Consider the following 16,258-nt stretch of genomic DNA (forward strand, 5'->3'; position numbering starts at 1 on the left):
GCCCGGTGCTCGATCGGCCGGTGCTCGACGGGCCTCCCGCCGGGATGTCCGCGCCGGACCGCGAGCTGCTCGGGACCGCCTCGGCGATCCTCGACGCCCGCTACCGGACCGGCGTCCACGAGGTCGCGGCCGCCCTGCGGCTCGCGGACGGGCGGATCGTGACCGGCCTGCACGTCGAGGCGAGCGCCGGCCGGGCCTCCGTCTGCGCCGAGTCCGCCGCCCTGAGCGCCGCGGTCGTCGCCGGCTCCCCGGTCGTCTCGATCGTCGGAGTGCTGCAGCGCCCGGGCGGCTCGCGCCACCTCATCGAGCCGTGCGGCGTCTGCGCCGAGCTCCTCGGCGACCACGCCCCCGACGCGACCGTCTGGGTCGCCGTCGCCGACGCCTTCGCCCCGGTCCCCGTCGCCGCCCTGCTCCCGCACCGCCGCCGCCGCGCCGCCCGCCCGGTCTGACGGCCGCCCCCCTCCACTCCGCAGAAGTTGTCGTACTCCCGCACCCGCTACGACAACTTCTGCGGAGTGGATCCGCCGGGCCCTGCGCTGCCACCGCCGCTCTCCAGAAGTTGTCGTACTGGACGCGCGAGTACGACAACTTCTGCGCACCGGAGGAGCCGACTCTCCTCCACAAGCCGAGCAGCCCGAGGTTTTACCCCGGGGAAACACGGCCGACCCCCGCCCGAACGATCGCCTGGCCAGACTTGCCGGACGGACGACGGGCCCCGGCCCTCGCGCCGCCGGGGTCGTGGGGGCACCTCACCCGACCCGCGCACCACCCGGAAGGATCCACCCGCATGCTCGCCGTCTCCGGCACTCCCGTCCTCCTCGTCGTCGACATCCAGGGCGGGGCCGCCTCGGGCCTGCCGACCCCCGGCATCCCCGTGATGAGCGGCCGGGCGGAGCGCGCGCCCCGGGTGCGCGACCTGATCGCGCACTGCCGCAGCGCCGGCGTGCCGGTCGTCTTCGTGCAGGAGGTGCACAAGCGCGACCTGATCGACATCGGCCGCGAGCTGGACGGCGCCGAGGGGCCGCACTGCCTCGAGGGCGACCCGGGCACCGAGCTGGCGTCCTGGCTCGAGCCGCGACCGGAGGAGTTCGTGATCCGCAAGCGCCGCTACTCCGCCTTCTTCGGCACCGAGCTCGAGATCGTGCTCAAGGCCTACCGCGCGGGCACGCTGCTGCTGGTCGGCGGCCTCACCGACGTCTGCATCCACTACACGGCGGCGGACGCGCACCAGCACGACTACGCCGTCCGGGTGCTCACCGACTGCGTCGCCGGCTCGAGCGAGCGCGCGCACGCGGCCACCCTCGAGGCGATCGAGTACCTCCAGCGCGACGCCCTCGTCACCGCCGCCGACGTGCACGACTGGCTCGACCGCCGGGAGACGATCGATGCCTGAGCCACTGACCAAGACCGCGCCTCGCCTCCTCGTCGCCCGCGTCCGCACCACGGACCCCGAGAACCCGCTCGCCGAGGCGCTCCTGATCGACGGCGACCGGATCGCCGCGGTCGGCACTCTGCAGGAGGTCCGCGCCGCCGCCCCGGCCGGCACCCCCGAGGAGCACCTCGACGGCACCCTCCTCCCCGGCTTCATCGACGCGCACTCGCACGCCCAGCGCGCGGGTCTGAAGGCCCTGCAGCTGCTCGACGAGGGCGCCGGCGCCGACGCGTTCTCGGCCGCGATGCTCGCCGACGCGGACGCCGATCCGGACGCCCCGGACTGGCTCGGCGACACCCCGCCCACCCCCGAGGACCGCCGCGCGGCCCTCCTCCGCATCCAGCCGCTGCTGCACGAGCTGGGCTTCACCGGCGTCATCGACCCGGCCGTCACACTCGACGAGCTCGCCGCCTACCGCGCGGCCCACGAGCGCGGCGAGCTGTCGCTGCGCGTCGTCGCCATGCCCTACCCCGAGCTCGGCACGGAAGCGGTCCCCGGCGTCGACGAGCCGCTCGCCCTGCTCGACACCGTCGGTGGCAGCACCGGCGACGGCGACGAGCTGCTCCGCCTCGGCCCGATCAAGGTCTACTACGACGGCGAGGGGATGAAGGGCCAGGCCCTCCTCGAGCGGCCCTGGCCCGGCGGAAGCCACGGCGTGCAGCGGATCGGCACGGAGGAGTTCGCGCGGCTCGCCGCCGAGTGCGTCGCCCGCGGCTGGGGCCTGGGCGTGCACGCGGTCGGCAGCCGCGCGGTCGCCGAGGTGCTCGACGCCCTCGAGGCGGCGGGCCCGCCCGAGCGGATCGCCGCCCTGCGCTGCCAGCTGATCCACGCCTACCTCGAGCCCTCCGCCGAGAGCCGCGAGCGCGCGGCCCGGCTCGGCGTCGTGGCCTCGCTGCAGCCCTCGATCGCCTGGAGCAACGCGGCCGGACTGACGCAGCGGCTCGGCGCGCGGGCCGAGCCGGTGAACCCCCTGCGCGACTGGCGCGACTCCGGCGCCGTGATCGCGCTCGGTTCCGACGCCCCCTACTTCCCGTTCGATCCGCGCCAGGTGGTCGCGACCGCGGTGAGCCGCCGGATGCGCCGCCTGCCCGAGCCGCTCGGTCCGGAGCAGGCGCTGACTGTGCTCGAGGCCGTCGAGGGCTACACCCGGGGAGCGGCGCACGCGGCCTTCGCGGAGGACCGCCGCGGGATGCTCCGCCCCGGCTTCCTCGCCGACCTGGTGCTGCTCTCGGTCGACCCGGGGGAGTGCTCGGCGGAGGACTTCGCCGGGGCACGCGTGCTGTGGACGGTGGTCGGCGGGCGGACGGTGCACGAGGCGGCCGCGGGGATCGCCCGGCAGATGTAATCCCGACGAAACACAATGGGATCCGCATTGCCTTAGATTGGATCCAAGTTGAGCGGCCCCCCGAGCAACTCCGCCCCGCCCCCGATGCACCACCCGTACCCCTTGGAGGACAGCACCATGGTCAGGAAGAGCTTGCTCGCCGGCGTCGCACTGGCGGCCGTCGCGAGCCTCGCGCTCACCGCCTGCGGGACCACCAGCGCCCCGCAGAGCGCCACCGGCACCGCCGGCACCACCGACACCATCAACGCGGAGCTCTGGTACGCGCCGTCCACCTTCGACCCCGCGAAGGCCTCCGCCGACGCCGACGTGACCGTCGCGCGCCTCGGCTTCGACACCCTGCTCCGCCAGGGCGAGACCGAGGGCTACATCGGCGGCCTCGCCACCGAGTGGAACGCCGTCTCGGCCTCCGAGTACACGTTCACCCTCCGCGACGGCGCCACCTGCGCCGACGGCACGGCGATCACGCCGACCGTCGTCGCCGACTCCTTCACGTACCTGACCGGCCTCGACGACTCGGGCGCGCTGACCTGGAAGAACCAGGCCTTCGGCTCCGGCGAGCCGACCTTCACCCCCGACGACGCGGCCGGCACGCTGACGATCTCGCTCAGCCAGCCCTACTCGCAGCTGCTCGGCGGCGTCACCCGCCCCGGCACCGGCATCATCTGCCCCGCCGGCCTCGCCGACACCGAGGGCCTCGCCGCGGGCACCGTCGACGGCGCCTGGTCCGGCCCGTACATGCTCTCGAACCTCTCGGCCGGCGTCAGCGCCGCCTACACGCTGCGCGACGACTACGACGCCTGGCCCGACTGGCAGGACGTCGAGGGCGAGCCCGCGAAGACGATCAACCTGACCGTGCAGTCCGACTCCAACACGAGCGCCAACCTGCTCGAGTCCGGCGTCGTCGACCTGGCCCGCTTCTACGACTCGAACGCGCTGCGCTTCGAGGACGACCCGGCCTACACGACCGTAACCTTCGCCAGCTCGGCCTACAACCTCGTCTTCAACGAGGCCCCCGGCTCCGGCTCGATCTTCGAGGGCAAGGAGGACCTCCGCGCCGCGGTCGCCCAGGCGATCGACACGCAGGGCTTCAACTCCGCCGGCCTCGACGGACTCGGCGTGCCGCAGTACACCGTCAACGCGGCCAGCTACCGCTGCGCGCTGGACGACGAGTCGCTCGTGCAGACGTACGACCCCGCCGCCGCGACTCCCGAGCTCACCGGTCAGTCGATCCGCCTGCTGATGATGTCGAACTGGGACCCGGCCGCCGACTACCTGGCCGAGTCGCTCCGCGCCGCGGGCGCCACCGTCACCGTCTCGGCGCTCGACCCGGCCGACTGGTCGAAGGCCATGCGCACCGAGCCCGCCACCTGGGACGTCGCGATCGCGGCGGAGAACGCCGGCCCCGGCCTCATCCACACCACGATCGCCCGCTACCTCGGCCCGACCTACGCCGACGGCGGCACGAACGTCTCCTCCAGCGACAACCCCGAGGGTGTCGCCTACTACGAGGCCGCGATGGCCGCCTCGGACACCGAGACGCAGTGCGAGAACCTGCTCGCCGCCCAGAAGACGATCCTCGAGCGCGTCGACATGACGCCGCTGATCACCGACACGCACCGCTACGTGGCCCGCTCCGGCTTCGCCACCTCGGTGTTCTCGGGCTACTGGGACATCTCGGCCATGCGGATCCTGTCCTGATCCGCTGACGCCCTGATCCACTGAGCAGCCCACCCGAGCCGGACGACACGAGGAGACGACGCGATGAGCACCACGACCGCCACCACCGCTGCATCGTTGGACCTCGGGTCGTCCGGCGCGGCGGGCCCCGGCCCGGGCGCAGTCCGCGCCGGCACCCTCGGCGGGGCCTGGCGGAGGTTCCTCCTCCGCCGGGCCCTCGGCCTGCTCGTCAACCTCGCGCTGCTCGTGCTGGTCACCTTCCTGATCGTGCAGCTCATCCCCGGCGACCCGGCGATCGCCATCGCGGGGGAGGCGGCCTCGCTCGACCAGGTCGAGCTGGTCCGCACCCAGCTCGGCCTCGACCAGCCGCTGCCCGCGCAGCTCTGGACCTACCTCCTCGGCGTCCTGCAGGGCGACTTCGGCGCCTCCTACCGCTACTCCATCCCCGCGATGGACCTCGTGATGACGGCCGTGCCGTACACGCTCACCATCACGATCTCCGCGGTGCTGCTCCTGCTCGTGCTCGGCATCGCGCTGGGCATGGCGGTCGGAGTCGCGACCCGCGGCGACCGCCGCCGCTGGCTCGACGCGGTGTTCAGCACCGTCACCGGGCTGATCTCCTCGGTGCCCACCTACGTACTCGCGACCGGCTTCGTCGTCGTCTTCGCGGTGCTGCTGAAGGTGCTGCCGCCCGCGTACTCGCCGGCCTACGACTTCGGCACCGCCGCGATCCTGCCGATCGCCTCGCTCACCGTCGGCGGCACCTGCTCCGTCGCGAGGATCGTCCGCCGCGAGACCGCCGTGATCCTCGAGCAGGACTACATGCGCACCGCCCGCGGCTGGCGGCTGCCCGCGCTCACCCTCTACGCCAAGCACATGCTGCCGAACCTGCTGACCACGGCGCTGACGCTCTCGGGCATCATCCTCACCGCCCTGCTCGGCTCGGCGCTGATCACCGAGGCGGTCTTCGCCTGGCCCGGCCTCGGCGGCGTGATCGTCCAGGCGATCGCGATCGACAAGGACTACCCGGTGATCCGGGCGGCCGTCTTCGTCATCGGGCTCATCTCCCTCGTGATCACCCTCGTGATCGACGTCATCCTGGGTCTGATCGACCCGCGCACCCTCGGAGAGCAGCGTGGCTGAGTCCCTCCCCGCCGTCCGCGGCCTGAAGCCCGCCGGCGCGCGCACCTTCGCCTGGAACCCCGGGCTCGTGATCGGGCTCGGCCTGCTCGGCGTGATCGCCCTCACCGCGCTGATCGCCCCGATCGCGCTCGAGGGCCAGGCCACCGGCCTCGGCGGCAGCCCCAGCCTCGGCTCGACCGCCGAGCACCCGCTCGGCACCGACACCCTCGGCCGCGACATGCTCGCCCGCACCCTGGTCGCCACCCGCTCGACCGTGCTGATGGCGCTCGCCGCGACCGTGCTCTCGGCGATCGTCGGCATCGCGGTCGGCATCGGCGTCTGGCTCGCCCCGCGCCGGGTCCGCGAGCTCGGGCTGCGCGCGATCGAGCTGGCCGTCAGCTACCCGACGATGCTCGTCGCGATCATCGTCGCCGCGATCCTCGGCCAGGGCGTCGTGCAGGTGGTGGTCGCGATCGCGGTCGCCAACATCGCCGGCTTCGCGCGGCTCACGGCCAACCTCGCCTCCAAGATCGCGGCGAGCGAGTACGTCACCACCGCCCGGCTGACCGGAGTGCCGACGCACCTCGTCGCGCTGCGGCACGTGCTGCCGAACATGGCCGAGCCGACGCTGATCCTCGTCGCCGGCGCCTTCTCCGGCGCGCTGGTCGAGATCTCGGGCCTCTCCTTCATCGGCCTCGGTGCGCAGACGCCCGCCTTCGACTGGGGCACGCTCCTCAACGACGGACTGAGCCGCATCTCGGTGAATCCGGTCGTCATCCTCGGCCCGGCGCTCGCGCTCACGGTCGCCTCCTTCGCGGCGCTGCTGGTCGGCGACGGGCTGGCGGCGGCGGCGAACCCGCGCTCGAACACGACGCGGGCCCGGATGACGCGGGCCGCCGACTCCTCGTCCACCGGCTCCTCGACCGCCGCGCCCGTCCCGGCCGACGCCGTGCTCGTCGCCGACGGCATCACGGTCCGCCACGGCGCGACCGGCCGCGAGCTCGTCTCCGACCTCTCCTTCACCATCCGCCGCGGCGAGGTGCTCGGCATCGTCGGCGAGTCCGGCTCGGGCAAGTCGCTGACCGCCTCCGTCGTCGCCAAGCTGCTCGGCGAGGGCCTCGAAGCGTCCGCGCGCCGGCTCGAGCTCGGCGGCACCGACCTCCTCGGCCCCGTCCCGGACCGGGTGCTCGCCGCGAAGATCGGCCTGATCTACCAGGACCCGGGCACCGCGCTGAACCCCGCCATGGTCCTCGGCACCCAGCTGTCCGACGTGCTGCGGATCCGCCTGCGCCACTCCCGCCGCGACGCGCTCGACCTGCTCCTGCGCGGCTTCCGCTCGGTGATGCTCTCCGATCCGGAGGGGCGGCTCCGGCAGTACCCGCACCAGCTCTCCGGCGGCATGAAGCAGCGCGCGATGATCGCCTCGGCGATGAGCGCGAAGCCCGACCTGCTGATCGCCGACGAGCCGACCACCGCGCTCGACGTGACGGTGCAGCGCGAGGTGCTGAGCGTGCTCAAGCGCATGAACGAGGACTCCGGCACCGCCGTGCTCTTCATCTCGCACGACCTCGGCGTCGTCCGGGCGCTCTGCGACCGCGTCCTCGTGATGAAGGACGGCCGCATCGTCGAGCGGATCGAGGACATCGCCCATCTCTCGGAGGAGACCGTGACGCATCCGTACACGCGGCAGCTGCTCGCCGCGACGCCGGTCGTTACCGTGCCGACCACGCCGGAGGTGCGCTCGTGAGCGCCGCCGCCGCTTCGCCCGCCGGAGCCGCCGCGTCCTCCGCGATGGTCGACGTCCGCGGTCTCGACGTGGTCTTCGGGCACGCGAAGGTCCTGCACGGCGTCGACCTGCGGGTCGAGCGCGGCCGCACCGTCGGCGTGGTCGGCGAGTCCGGCTCCGGCAAGTCGACCCTCGCCAAGGTGCTGGTCGGCTCGGTCCGCGCGGCGGCCGGCACGGCGAGCGTCGACGGCGTCGACATCGTGGCCGCGAACCGTTCGGCGATGCACGCCTACCGCCGGCGCACGCAGATGATCCCGCAGGACCCCTACTCGTCGCTGTCGCCGCGGCGCACGATCGCGCAGACCCTGGCCGAGGCGATCGACCCGGTCCGCGCCCGCGTCGGCCGGAACGAGGAGCTCATCGTCGCCTGGCTCGAGCGCGTCGGCCTCAGCGCCGACATGCGGCACCGGTTCCCGCACGAGTTCTCCGGCGGGCAGCGTCAGCGCGTCGCGATCGCCCGCGGGCTGATCATCGATCCGACCTTCGTGATCGCCGACGAGATCACCTCGGCCCTCGACGTCTCGGTGCAGGGGCAGATCCTCGACCTGCTGGCCGGGATCAAGGAGTCGCTCGGCCTGACGATGATGTTCATCTCGCACAACCTCGCCGTCGTCCAGCGGGTCAGCGACGAGGTCGTGGTGCTCTACCGCGGCGAGGTCGTCGAGGCCGGCCCGGTCGAGCGGATCTACGCCGACCCCCAGCACTGGTACACCCGCCGCCTGCTCGACGCCGACCCGGGCTCGCCCGGCTTCAGCCTCACCGGAGCGGCGTCGGTCCCCGTGAAGGAGAGCGCATGACCGCCCGGCTGCCCCTCACCCCCGTCGCCGAGGGCGTGCTCCGCCTCGTCGGTGCGACGCTCGTCGACGGCACGGGAGCCGCTCCGGTCGAGGACTCCGAGGTCGAGATCCGCGACGGCGTGATCGCCTACGCGGGGCCGCGCCGTGCGGATCCCGGGCTCGAGGGCCGCGCGGTCGACGTGTCCGGCGCGTTCCTGCTGCCGGGCTTCGTCGACGTGCACGTGCACCTCGCGATGGTGCCGGTCGCTCCGGAGGCGGCGCGCGAGCGCTTCCCGGAGGAGGACGTCCTCGAGATCGCCGGGCTGCTGCGCCGCACGCTCGACGCCGGGGTGACGACCGCCCGCGACCTCGACGGGCTCTCGCCCGGCTACCGCGAGGCCGTCGCCCGTGGCGCCGTCGACGGCCCGCGCCTGCACCTCGCGATCGCCATGCTCTCGCCGACCGGCGGCCACGCCGATCCGCACCACCGCAACGGCAGCCTGCCGGCCTGGGCCGTGCGCCCGGGCATGCCCGCGCCCGGACTCGTCGACACCGACGAGGACGTGGTCCGGATGGTCAGGACGCTCGTCCGCACCGGTGCCGACGTGATCAAGGTCGCCACTTCGGGCGGGCTCGGCTCACCGAACGACGACGCCCGCGATGTGGGGATCACGCAGAAGCAGGTCGCCCTGATCGCGGAGCTGCTCGCCGAGCGCGGCGGCCGGCCGATCACCGCGCACGCCCTCTCCGACGACGCCGCGCGCGCCGCCGTGCTGGGCGGCGCGACGAGCATCGAGCACGGCTACGACCTCTCCGACGAGACCATCGCGCTGATGCGCGAGCGCGGAACGACGCTCGTGCCGACCCTGAGCATCCTGGTCCGCGCGTTCGACCCGGCGACGACGACCGCCGAGCGGCTCCGGCAGCGCGAGCTCCTGCGCGAGCGCGGTCTCGACTCGGTCCGCCGGGCCGTCGCGGCGGGGATCCCGCTCGCGCTCGGCACCGACGCCGGCGTGCACCCGCATGGGCGCAACCTCGCCGAGCTGGCCCAGCTGGTCGCCGTCGGGCTCACGCCGCTGGAGGCGCTGAGCGCCGGCACCCTCGGCGGCGCCCGCCTGCTGGGCCTGGACGCGCAGCTCGGCTCGGTCGAGCCGGGCAAGCTCGCCGACCTGGTGCTGACCGACGCGGACCCTCTGACGGACATCGCGGCGCTCGGTGATCCGTCGGCGGTGCGCGCGGTCCTGCAGTCGGGCCGCGTGGTCAAGGACCTCGACGGGCGCCTCTGAAGCGCGAGCCCGCTTCCCGTCGCCGGCGAGCGAAGTGGCGATCCGTCCTCGACCGGTCGTTCCACGACATGAGCACGAGCGGATCCGCGCTAGTCGCCGTTCTGGTTGCCGTTTCAGTATCCTTGAGGGATGACGCTCCGACCCGGATACACGAATGCGCCGCTCGAGCTCGTGGTCTTCGAACTCGCGCACCCACCGAGCCCGTTGCGTCAGGACGAGGTCTACGCCGTCAAGTCGGTCCTGGGCGACCTCGCACCGATCGCTCGGCTGGAGGTCGAAGGGGGTCCCCTTCTCATGTCCCGTGGTCGGCATCTGAACATCTCGTTCGGGCCGGAGGCGCTGACGATCAGCACGACGTCGTACGAGGGCTGGCCCGGCTTCCGGACCACGATCGAAGCTGCGATCCGCGCGCGTCACGGGATCAGCCCCATCGATGCCTCCGAGCGCGTCGGTCTTCGGTACATCAACGAGATCCGCGTCCCGCAGCCTCCCGCCGGTGACGGCGATGTGGACTGGTCGGAGTGGCTCGTGCCGAGCGTGACCGCTCCGGCGTTCGATCTGGACGGCGACAGCCTTCATCTCCAGGTCCACCGAGGTCTTGCAGCGTTCTCGCTCGACGAGGAGGGAGATGTCGTCGCAGTGCGGTATTCGGCCGCGCGGGAGGAGGCGATCGAATCGACACCCACCCTCGTCCGTCGCAGTCCCAGCCCGGGCGGCCCGTTCTTCCTCCTCGATACGGATGCGTCGTGGACGAGGGCTGACAGTGCTCGGCTCGAGACCTTCGATGTCGAGAGCACCCTCGCGACGTGCGATCGACTTCATGCGCCGATCGGCACGATCTTCGAGAAACTCATCACGGATCGCTTGAGGAAGGAAGTGCTGCTCTGATGGCGGAGGGAGCACGTTCGGACCGTCTCACCGGCGGACGGCTGTACGAGACGGCGACGCAGCGCTCGAGTGGCGAGACGGCTCGCGCCATGGTCGGTCGGACGGATGTCCTGCGCCGCGAGTCCTGGACGCTGACCAAGCGCGTCCACGTCCTGCACCGCCAGGCGAGCGACGCGGAGTTGGACGCTCTGACGAACAAGCGTGCGGCCGAGAGCCCTGTCGAGGTGCTCGAGTACCTGAGCGAGCAGGGGATCGCCTGGCGCGACATCGCGAGTGTGGTCGGCGTCAGTGTCGCTGCCGTGAAGAAGTGGCGTCAGGGCGAGACCATGACGGGTGAGAACCGGCTCCGTCTTGCGGGTTTCGCGGCTGTTCTGGACAAACTGCACGACCGGATGATCTCGGACCCGGCCTCCTGGCTCGAGATGCCGATCGTGCGCGACGTCTTCGTGACCGGCCTCGATCTCCTCATCGCCGACAGGAGAGATCTCCTGATTCAGCACGCGGTCGACTACGAATCTGTCCCGAAGGAGGCCGTCTTGGACGCCTTCGACCCCGAATGGAGGACGACACGCGTCGACGACTCGTTCGAGACGGTCGTCGGAGCAGACGGGAAGCTCTCGATCGCACCGAAGTCCTCGTTCTAGTGCTCCAGCTTCAGACACCGGCATCGCTGCTCGACCTCTACGCGGCACGCGGCGAAGAGGTGGAGACCCACCGTCCGCTCTTCACCGGAGACGTGTTCGATTCAGCGGACGAGCTGGTGCAGGTCGTCCAGCACCCGTGCGCGCTCAGACGTGGGCCGGAGCTCTTGCCGCGTCTGCTCGTCGTCCCTGTCCGCCCCTGTTCGAGGCCGCGGTCCGACTGGGCGAACGCGGACTACAAGACCATGCCGTTGCCGGCGCTGCTCGGCCCGGCGGGGCACCATGAGGGACTCTTCGCCGAGCCGTCGGTGATCGAGTCGTCCGTGCTCGTCGCGCTCCCTCGGGTGGCCACGCTCGCGCCGACGGGCGTCGATCTCCTTCTGCAGCGATTCGTCCACCATTCCTCGAGGGTGATCGTGCCGATCGACCGGCTCGACGAGGTGACGAGCGGCCCGTTCGAAGAAGCGGACCTGCACGCGGAGTGGGTCGAGGGTCGACGGACCGGGCCTGAGGAGGCTGCGCTCGAGTTCGACACCTGGATCAGGGAGGAGGAAGGGGGAGATACTCGGCAGTCACGGTTGGACGTTCCTGCATTCCGATCGACCATCCGTCGCGCTCTCCGTGCAGAGCTGAAGAAGCGGAACGCTCAGAACTCCTCGTAGTTGTAGGGCTCCGGGTCCGGCTCGATCACGGGGCGGGCGACGGTGCGCCTGTTGTTCTTGATGCGGGAGCGGATGTCCTCGACGGCCGACGCGACGGCCTCGTTCATCGCGGCCTCGTCGTCGACGGCGACCTCCACGGGCACGGCGACGAGCTCGCTGCTCGCGTCGAGGGTCATCTTCGCCTCGACGAGCACTCCCTCGTCGGTGAACGCCGGGACGGTGACCGCCTCCGAGTGCTCCTGCCGGTCGATCGCGGTCACGAGGTCGAGGAGGGCCTCGGTGACGGCGTCGGTGGTGACGATGCTCTTGGAGGCGTAGGTCAGCTGCTGCATGTCTTCAGTCTGAACGGGGCGGATCCGGATCTCTCGGGGTTGCGGCGGGGGCGGGCGGGCGTCTACCGGGCGGCGGGCTCTCGTGCTCCGTTCACCTCGGAGGCCTTGCGGCGGGCGTGGCGCGCGCCGCAGTCTGGAGGCATGCGAGACGTGCTGAGGAGATCCAGCGGCGGCGAGATCGTCGGCGCCGTCCTGATCGTGCTGGCCTCGATCGTGCTCCTGATCGGCGCGTTCGCCGCCGGCGCGGGCAGCGTCTACGGGATGCTCGGCGTGATCGTCGCGTTCGCCGCCGGCATCACCGGCCTCGGCGTGCACATCGCCGGCCGCGAGGCCCGGCTCCGCCGCGACGGGAACTGACGCCCTCATGGTGATCGAGTAGCCCTCGGACCGGGCGTATCGAGATCCGCACACCGCTGGCACGTGGGTCTCGATACGCGCTGCGCGCTACTCGACCAGCATGGAACGGGTGTGCCCACCCGTGCTGTGCGGCGAGTCAGCGGTCGACGAGGGTGATCTCGAAGGAGTAGAGGTCGGGGCGGTAGCAGTGCTGGCCGTACTCGACGGCGCGGCCCGAGTTGTCGAAGGCGGTGCGGGTCATCGTCAGGACCGCGGCGCCCTTGCGGAGGTCGAGGAGCTGGGCCTCGCGCGGGGTCGTGGCGCGGGCGCCGATCCGCTGCTTGGCGACGCGCATCGCCACTCCGCGGGCCCGGAGCAGCTGGTAGAGGCCGTGCGTCTCGAGGGCGCCGAGGTCGAGGTCGACGAAGTCGGCCGGCAGCGTGTTGTCGAGCACGGCGAGCGGGACCCCGTCCGCGGACCGCAGGCGCACGAGGTGCAGGACGGGCGAGCCGACCTCGACGCCGAGCGCCTCGGCGGTCTTCTCGTCGGCCGTGCCGACGGTGGAGGAGAGGGTGCTCGTCGTCGGGCTCTGCCCGGAGCGCTGGAGGTCCTCGAAGAGGCTGGTGAGCTCGACGTTGCGGGTGACCCTGCCGTGCACGACCTGCGTGCCGATGCCGCGGCGGCGCACGAGGAGTCCCTTGTCGACGAGGTCCTGGATGGCGCGGCGGATGGTCGGCCGCGACATGCCGAGACGGTTGCCCAGCGACACCTCGTTCTCGAGCCGGGAGCCGGCCGGGAGCGTCTCGTCGAGGATGGCGCGCTCGAGGCGGGTCGCGATCTGGTGGTAGAGCGGGATGGGCCCGGAGCGGTCGAGGTCCATGAAGAGGTCCATCGGCAGGGCGTGCTCCTCCTGCAGCGCCATGTCGTCCCCCTCCGCTCGCCGGCTCACCGCCGGCTGTCCTCGACACCTGTCGGCGTCATTACATTATGCAGCGCACATCAGCAGCTCAGCAGTCCGTCCCATTGTGCTATTGTAACGACATTACAGACCGCCCTCTCGAGGAGTAGTACACCGTCGTATGGTCCAGATGATCCGCCGCGCCCTCGCGCACGCCGCCCCTGCGCTCGCCGCCGCCGCACACGTCGTCCCCGGAGTGTCCCGATGAAGGCCGCGGTCGCCGGCGCCCCCGTCAGCTTCGGCGTCTTCGAGCTCACCCCCGAGGGCGCCGACGTGGTCTCGCCCGACGACCTCGTCGACGTGCTCGCCGAGGCGGGCTACACCGGCGTCGACCTGGGACCGGCCGGCTACCTCGGCCGCGGACGAGAACTGCGCCAGCGCCTCGAGCGCTCGGGACTCGACATCGCCGGCGGCTGGATCCAGCTGCCCTTCTCGGACGACGAGGCCTTCGCGGCGTCGCTCCCCGAGCTCGACGCCGCGCTCCGCCTCTTCGCCGAGGCGTCCGAGCACGGCCCCGCGCGGCTCCCGCTGCCGACCCTCGCCGACGACGGCTCCGCGGCCCGGCGCTCCTCGCCCGGTCGCGGCGCCGGCGCCGACCCGCTCGACGACGCCCGCTGGTCGCGGCTGGTCGCCAACGTCGAGCGCGCCACCGCCGCCGTCCGCGCGGCCGGCTTCGAGCCGACCTTCCACCACCACGCGGGCACGTACATCGAGTCGCCGGAGGAGATCGACCGCTTCCTCGGCGCCGTCGACATCGGGCTCACCCTCGACACCGGCCACCTCCTGATCGGCGGCGGCGACCCGGTCGCGGCCGTCGAGCGCTGGGGCTCCCGGATCAACCACCTGCACCTCAAGGACGTCGACGTCGCCGAGCTGCGCCGGGTCCTCGCGGCCGGCGGCGGGATGCGCGAGGTCTGGTCCTCCGGAGCGTTCGTCGCCTTCGGCCGCGGCGACATCGACCTCGACGCCGTGATGACCGCGATCGACGCCCAGGGATACGACGGCTGGGTCGTCGTCGAGCAGGACGTCCTCAACGCGCCCGACGCCGACATCACGGCCTTCCGCGACGAGCGCCGCGACGACCAGGCCGTCAACCGCGAGGCCCTGCGCGCCTGGGCCTGACCCGCCGCGCCCTCCTCCCGAGACCCGGGACTCGAACCCCGACACCCGACACCCGACCACCCAGACCGCCCCCGGGCAGCAAGGACATCGCCGTGACCGACACCCCTCTCCGCTTCGGACTCATCGGCACCGGCCGCATCGGCCAGGTGCACGCGGCGAACATCGCCGCCGACCCCGAGGCGACGCTCGCCTGGGTCTGCGATCCGTTCGTCGACGGCGCGAACGCCGTCGCGGCCCGCTACGGCGGAACCGTGACGACCGACGCCGCCGAGATGCTCGCCTCCGGCACCCTCGACGCGGTGCTGATCGCCTCGCCGACCGCGACCCACGTCGACCTGCTCGAGGCCGCGATCTCGGCCGGGATCCCCGCGCTCTGCGAGAAGCCGATCGACCTCGACATTGCGCGCGTCGACGCCCTGCTGCCCCGCGTCACGTCGTCGGGAGTCGCGATCGCCCTCGGCTTCAACCGCCGCTTCGACCCGGCCTTCGCCGAGGCGCGCGCCCGCGTCGCCGCCGGCGAGATCGGCGCGCTGGAGCAGCTCTCGATCATCAGCCGCGACCCCGCCGCCCCGCCCGCGGCCTACATCGGCGTCTCCGGCGGCATCTTCCGCGACATGACGATCCACGACTTCGACATGGCGCGCTTCTTCCTCCCCGACATCGTCGAGGTCACCGCGACCGGCACGACGACCTTCGACCCCGGCGCGCGCGAGCACGGCGACTTCGACACCGCCGTCGTCACGCTCCGCTCCGCCTCCGGCGCGCTCGTCTCGATCACCAACTCGCGGCACAGCTCGGTCGGCTACGACCAGCGCATCGAGGCCTTCGGCGCGGACGGCTCCATCGAGGTCGCGAACGCCCTCACCAGCCTGGTCAGCGTCTCGAACGGCACCAGCGTGCAGGCCAAGCCGCCGTACCAGGACTTCTTCCTCGAGCGGTACTCCGTGGCCTACCGGGCCGAGCTGAGCGAGTTCATCAAGCTCGCCCGCGGTCAGGAGTCGACGAGCCCCACCTTCGCCGACGGTCGCGCCGCCCTGGTCCTCGCCGATGCCGCCGCCCGCTCCGCGGTCGAGCGCGTCTCGGTGAGCGTCGAGCTGTAGGGCGCCGGCCGTGACCGTCCGTCTCGCCGCCTCCGCGGAGATGCTCTTCCCGGAGCTCGAGTTCGTCGACCGCGTCCGCCGCCTGCACGAGCGCGGCTTCGAGGTCGAGATCTGGGACTGGTCCACCAAGGACCTGCCCGCGCTCGCGGCGACCGGAGCGACGTTCTCGTCGATGACCGGCTACCTGACCGGCGACCTGATCACCCCCGACGGCATCGCCGAGACGCTCCGGACGGCCGAGCTCTCGCTGGCGGCCGCCGAGATCATCGACAGCCCGCGGCTGAACCTGCACGGCACCGGCCTCGCGCCGGGCGGCCTGCCCGTCCGGCCCGGCACCCAGGTGACGCCCGCGGATCGCGAGCGCGCCGAGGTCACCCTCCGCCGGCTGGCCGCGCTCGGCGAGGAGCGCGGCCGGGTCTTCACCCTCGAGAACCTCAACACCGCCGTCGACCACCCGGGCACCCCGTTCGCCCGCGCCGAGGACACCCTCGCGCTGGTCAGCGCGGTCGACCGCCCGGGTCTGCGGCTGAACCTCGACCTGTACCACGCGCAGATCGGCGAGGGGAACCTGCTCGAGCTCGTGCGCCTCTGCCTGCCCTGGATCGGCGAGATCCAGGTCGCCGACGTGCCCGGCCGCTGCGAGCCGGGGACCGGCGAGATCCGCTACCCGGCCGTCGCACGGGAGCTGAGTGCCCTCGGCTACGACGGGGTCGTCGGGCTCGAGGCGTGGCCGTCGACCGACTCCGAGTCGGCGCTCGACGCCTTCGAGGCGGCCTTCGCTCTCTGAAGGCCGCC

17 protein-coding genes are annotated in these 16,258 nt (G+C 72.4%); 15 read left to right on the plus strand and 2 right to left on the minus strand.

Annotation, left to right across the window (positions count from 1 at the left end; translation table 11 throughout):
* The first annotated feature begins 5 nt into the window (after window positions 1-5).
* The 11 genes from EDF36_RS01540 (at window position 6) to EDF36_RS01590 (ending at window position 11,615) form a co-directional block, all read left to right on the plus strand.
* Window positions 6-449, plus strand: coding sequence for a hypothetical protein (locus tag EDF36_RS01540; protein WP_221181585.1), 444 nt, complete (start codon window positions 6-8; stop codon window positions 447-449).
* A gap of 338 nt (window positions 450-787) precedes the next feature.
* Window positions 788-1,393 carry a cysteine hydrolase family protein gene (locus EDF36_RS01545; RefSeq protein WP_123731621.1) on the plus strand — a complete coding sequence of 202 codons (606 nt, stop codon included), beginning with the start codon at window positions 788-790 and terminating at the stop codon, window positions 1,391-1,393.
* On the plus strand, window positions 1,386-2,777 hold the full coding sequence (locus EDF36_RS01550; protein WP_123731622.1) for an amidohydrolase: 1,392 nt from the start codon (window positions 1,386-1,388) through the stop codon (window positions 2,775-2,777). Before EDF36_RS01545 ends, EDF36_RS01550 begins: the two co-directional genes overlap by 8 nt.
* Window positions 2,778-2,894: 117 nt before the next feature.
* Window positions 2,895-4,475, plus strand: a complete 1,581-nt coding sequence (locus EDF36_RS01555; RefSeq protein ID WP_185020324.1) for an ABC transporter substrate-binding protein — start codon at window positions 2,895-2,897, stop codon at window positions 4,473-4,475.
* Window positions 4,476-4,538: 63 nt separating this feature from the next.
* Window positions 4,539-5,597 (plus strand): ABC transporter permease, encoded by a 1,059-nt coding sequence (locus EDF36_RS01560; protein ID WP_123731624.1) that lies wholly within the window; start codon window positions 4,539-4,541, stop codon window positions 5,595-5,597.
* Window positions 5,590-7,323, plus strand: coding sequence for a dipeptide/oligopeptide/nickel ABC transporter permease/ATP-binding protein (locus EDF36_RS01565; RefSeq protein ID WP_260300478.1), 1,734 nt, complete (start codon window positions 5,590-5,592; stop codon window positions 7,321-7,323). The genes EDF36_RS01560 and EDF36_RS01565 overlap by 8 nt, the downstream gene beginning before the upstream one ends.
* Window positions 7,320-8,159 (plus strand): ABC transporter ATP-binding protein, encoded by an 840-nt coding sequence (locus EDF36_RS01570; protein WP_260300479.1) that lies wholly within the window; start codon window positions 7,320-7,322, stop codon window positions 8,157-8,159. The genes EDF36_RS01565 and EDF36_RS01570 overlap by 4 nt, the downstream gene beginning before the upstream one ends.
* The gene (locus tag EDF36_RS01575; protein ID WP_123731625.1) at window positions 8,156-9,424 is read left to right on the plus strand and encodes an amidohydrolase family protein; all 1,269 of its coding nucleotides are present in this window, start codon (window positions 8,156-8,158) and stop codon (window positions 9,422-9,424) included. The genes EDF36_RS01570 and EDF36_RS01575 overlap by 4 nt, the downstream gene beginning before the upstream one ends.
* Before the next feature lie 129 nt (window positions 9,425-9,553).
* Window positions 9,554-10,312 (plus strand): TIGR04255 family protein, encoded by a 759-nt coding sequence (locus tag EDF36_RS01580; protein ID WP_123731626.1) that lies wholly within the window; start codon window positions 9,554-9,556, stop codon window positions 10,310-10,312.
* An 89-nt stretch (window positions 10,313-10,401) separates the two neighbouring features.
* The gene (locus EDF36_RS01585) at window positions 10,402-10,956 is read left to right on the plus strand and encodes a transcriptional regulator (RefSeq protein WP_148059944.1); all 555 of its coding nucleotides are present in this window, start codon (window positions 10,402-10,404) and stop codon (window positions 10,954-10,956) included.
* The gene (locus EDF36_RS01590) at window positions 10,869-11,615 is read left to right on the plus strand and encodes a hypothetical protein (protein WP_148059945.1); all 747 of its coding nucleotides are present in this window, start codon (window positions 10,869-10,871) and stop codon (window positions 11,613-11,615) included. The genes EDF36_RS01585 and EDF36_RS01590 overlap by 88 nt, the downstream gene beginning before the upstream one ends.
* Here EDF36_RS01590 and EDF36_RS01595 read toward each other — a convergent pair.
* Window positions 11,600-11,947, minus strand: a complete 348-nt coding sequence (locus EDF36_RS01595; RefSeq protein WP_123705878.1) for a hypothetical protein — start codon at window positions 11,945-11,947, stop codon at window positions 11,600-11,602. The two genes, EDF36_RS01590 and EDF36_RS01595, sit on opposite strands and share 16 nt — an antisense overlap.
* A 141-nt stretch (window positions 11,948-12,088) precedes the next feature.
* Here EDF36_RS01595 and EDF36_RS01600 point away from each other — a divergent pair, with 141 nt between their 5' ends.
* Window positions 12,089-12,304: a hypothetical protein gene (locus tag EDF36_RS01600; RefSeq protein ID WP_123731629.1), complete on the plus strand. Its 216-nt coding sequence runs from the start codon at window positions 12,089-12,091 to the stop codon at window positions 12,302-12,304.
* A gap of 136 nt (window positions 12,305-12,440) precedes the next feature.
* On the opposite strand, the gene EDF36_RS01605 is transcribed toward EDF36_RS01600, so the two are convergent.
* A complete protein-coding gene (locus EDF36_RS01605; protein ID WP_123705876.1) occupies window positions 12,441-13,205 on the minus strand; it encodes a GntR family transcriptional regulator in 765 nt (254 codons plus the stop codon).
* A gap of 240 nt (window positions 13,206-13,445) precedes the next feature.
* Between EDF36_RS01605 and EDF36_RS01610 the strand changes: the two genes are divergently transcribed.
* The 3 genes from EDF36_RS01610 to EDF36_RS01620 all read left to right on the plus strand — a co-directional run bounded on the left by EDF36_RS01610 (window position 13,446) and on the right by EDF36_RS01620 (window position 16,250).
* Window positions 13,446-14,363, plus strand: coding sequence for a sugar phosphate isomerase/epimerase (locus EDF36_RS01610; RefSeq protein ID WP_123731630.1), 918 nt, complete (start codon window positions 13,446-13,448; stop codon window positions 14,361-14,363).
* A gap of 92 nt (window positions 14,364-14,455) precedes the next feature.
* On the plus strand, window positions 14,456-15,463 hold the full coding sequence (iolG, locus tag EDF36_RS01615; RefSeq protein WP_123731631.1) for an inositol 2-dehydrogenase: 1,008 nt from the start codon (window positions 14,456-14,458) through the stop codon (window positions 15,461-15,463).
* A 40-nt stretch (window positions 15,464-15,503) separates the two neighbouring features.
* Window positions 15,504-16,250 (plus strand): TIM barrel protein, encoded by a 747-nt coding sequence (locus EDF36_RS01620; protein ID WP_185020351.1) that lies wholly within the window; start codon window positions 15,504-15,506, stop codon window positions 16,248-16,250.
* Window positions 16,251-16,258: the final 8 nt, after the last annotated feature.

The sequence above is a fragment of the Rathayibacter sp. PhB152 genome, from assembly GCF_003751395.1.
Classification (GTDB): Bacteria; Actinomycetota; Actinomycetes; order Actinomycetales; family Microbacteriaceae; genus Rathayibacter; species Rathayibacter festucae.

What these genes read in the sequence shown, in the direction of transcription:
- EDF36_RS01590 (WP_148059945.1), top strand. Translation starts at nt 10,869, where the DNA reads ATGGAGGACGACACGCGTCGACGACTCGTTCGAGACGGTCGTCGGAGC.
- EDF36_RS01605 (WP_123705876.1), bottom strand. Translation starts at nt 13,205, where the DNA reads ATGGCGCTGCAGGAGGAGCACGCCCTGCCGATGGACCTCTTCATGGAC.
- EDF36_RS01545 (WP_123731621.1), top strand. Translation starts at nt 788, where the DNA reads ATGCTCGCCGTCTCCGGCACTCCCGTCCTCCTCGTCGTCGACATCCAG.
- EDF36_RS01585 (WP_148059944.1), top strand. Translation starts at nt 10,402, where the DNA reads ATGGTCGGTCGGACGGATGTCCTGCGCCGCGAGTCCTGGACGCTGACC.
- EDF36_RS01560 (WP_123731624.1), top strand. Translation starts at nt 4,539, where the DNA reads ATGAGCACCACGACCGCCACCACCGCTGCATCGTTGGACCTCGGGTCG.
- EDF36_RS01595 (WP_123705878.1), bottom strand. Translation starts at nt 11,947, where the DNA reads ATGCAGCAGCTGACCTACGCCTCCAAGAGCATCGTCACCACCGACGCC.
- EDF36_RS01610 (WP_123731630.1), top strand. Translation starts at nt 13,446, where the DNA reads ATGAAGGCCGCGGTCGCCGGCGCCCCCGTCAGCTTCGGCGTCTTCGAG.
- EDF36_RS01550 (WP_123731622.1), top strand. Translation starts at nt 1,386, where the DNA reads ATGCCTGAGCCACTGACCAAGACCGCGCCTCGCCTCCTCGTCGCCCGC.
- EDF36_RS01555 (WP_185020324.1), top strand. Translation starts at nt 2,895, where the DNA reads ATGGTCAGGAAGAGCTTGCTCGCCGGCGTCGCACTGGCGGCCGTCGCG.
- EDF36_RS01575 (WP_123731625.1), top strand. Translation starts at nt 8,156, where the DNA reads ATGACCGCCCGGCTGCCCCTCACCCCCGTCGCCGAGGGCGTGCTCCGC.
- EDF36_RS01580 (WP_123731626.1), top strand. Translation starts at nt 9,554, where the DNA reads ATGACGCTCCGACCCGGATACACGAATGCGCCGCTCGAGCTCGTGGTC.
- EDF36_RS01600 (WP_123731629.1), top strand. Translation starts at nt 12,089, where the DNA reads ATGCGAGACGTGCTGAGGAGATCCAGCGGCGGCGAGATCGTCGGCGCC.
- EDF36_RS01620 (WP_185020351.1), top strand. Translation starts at nt 15,504, where the DNA reads ATGCTCTTCCCGGAGCTCGAGTTCGTCGACCGCGTCCGCCGCCTGCAC.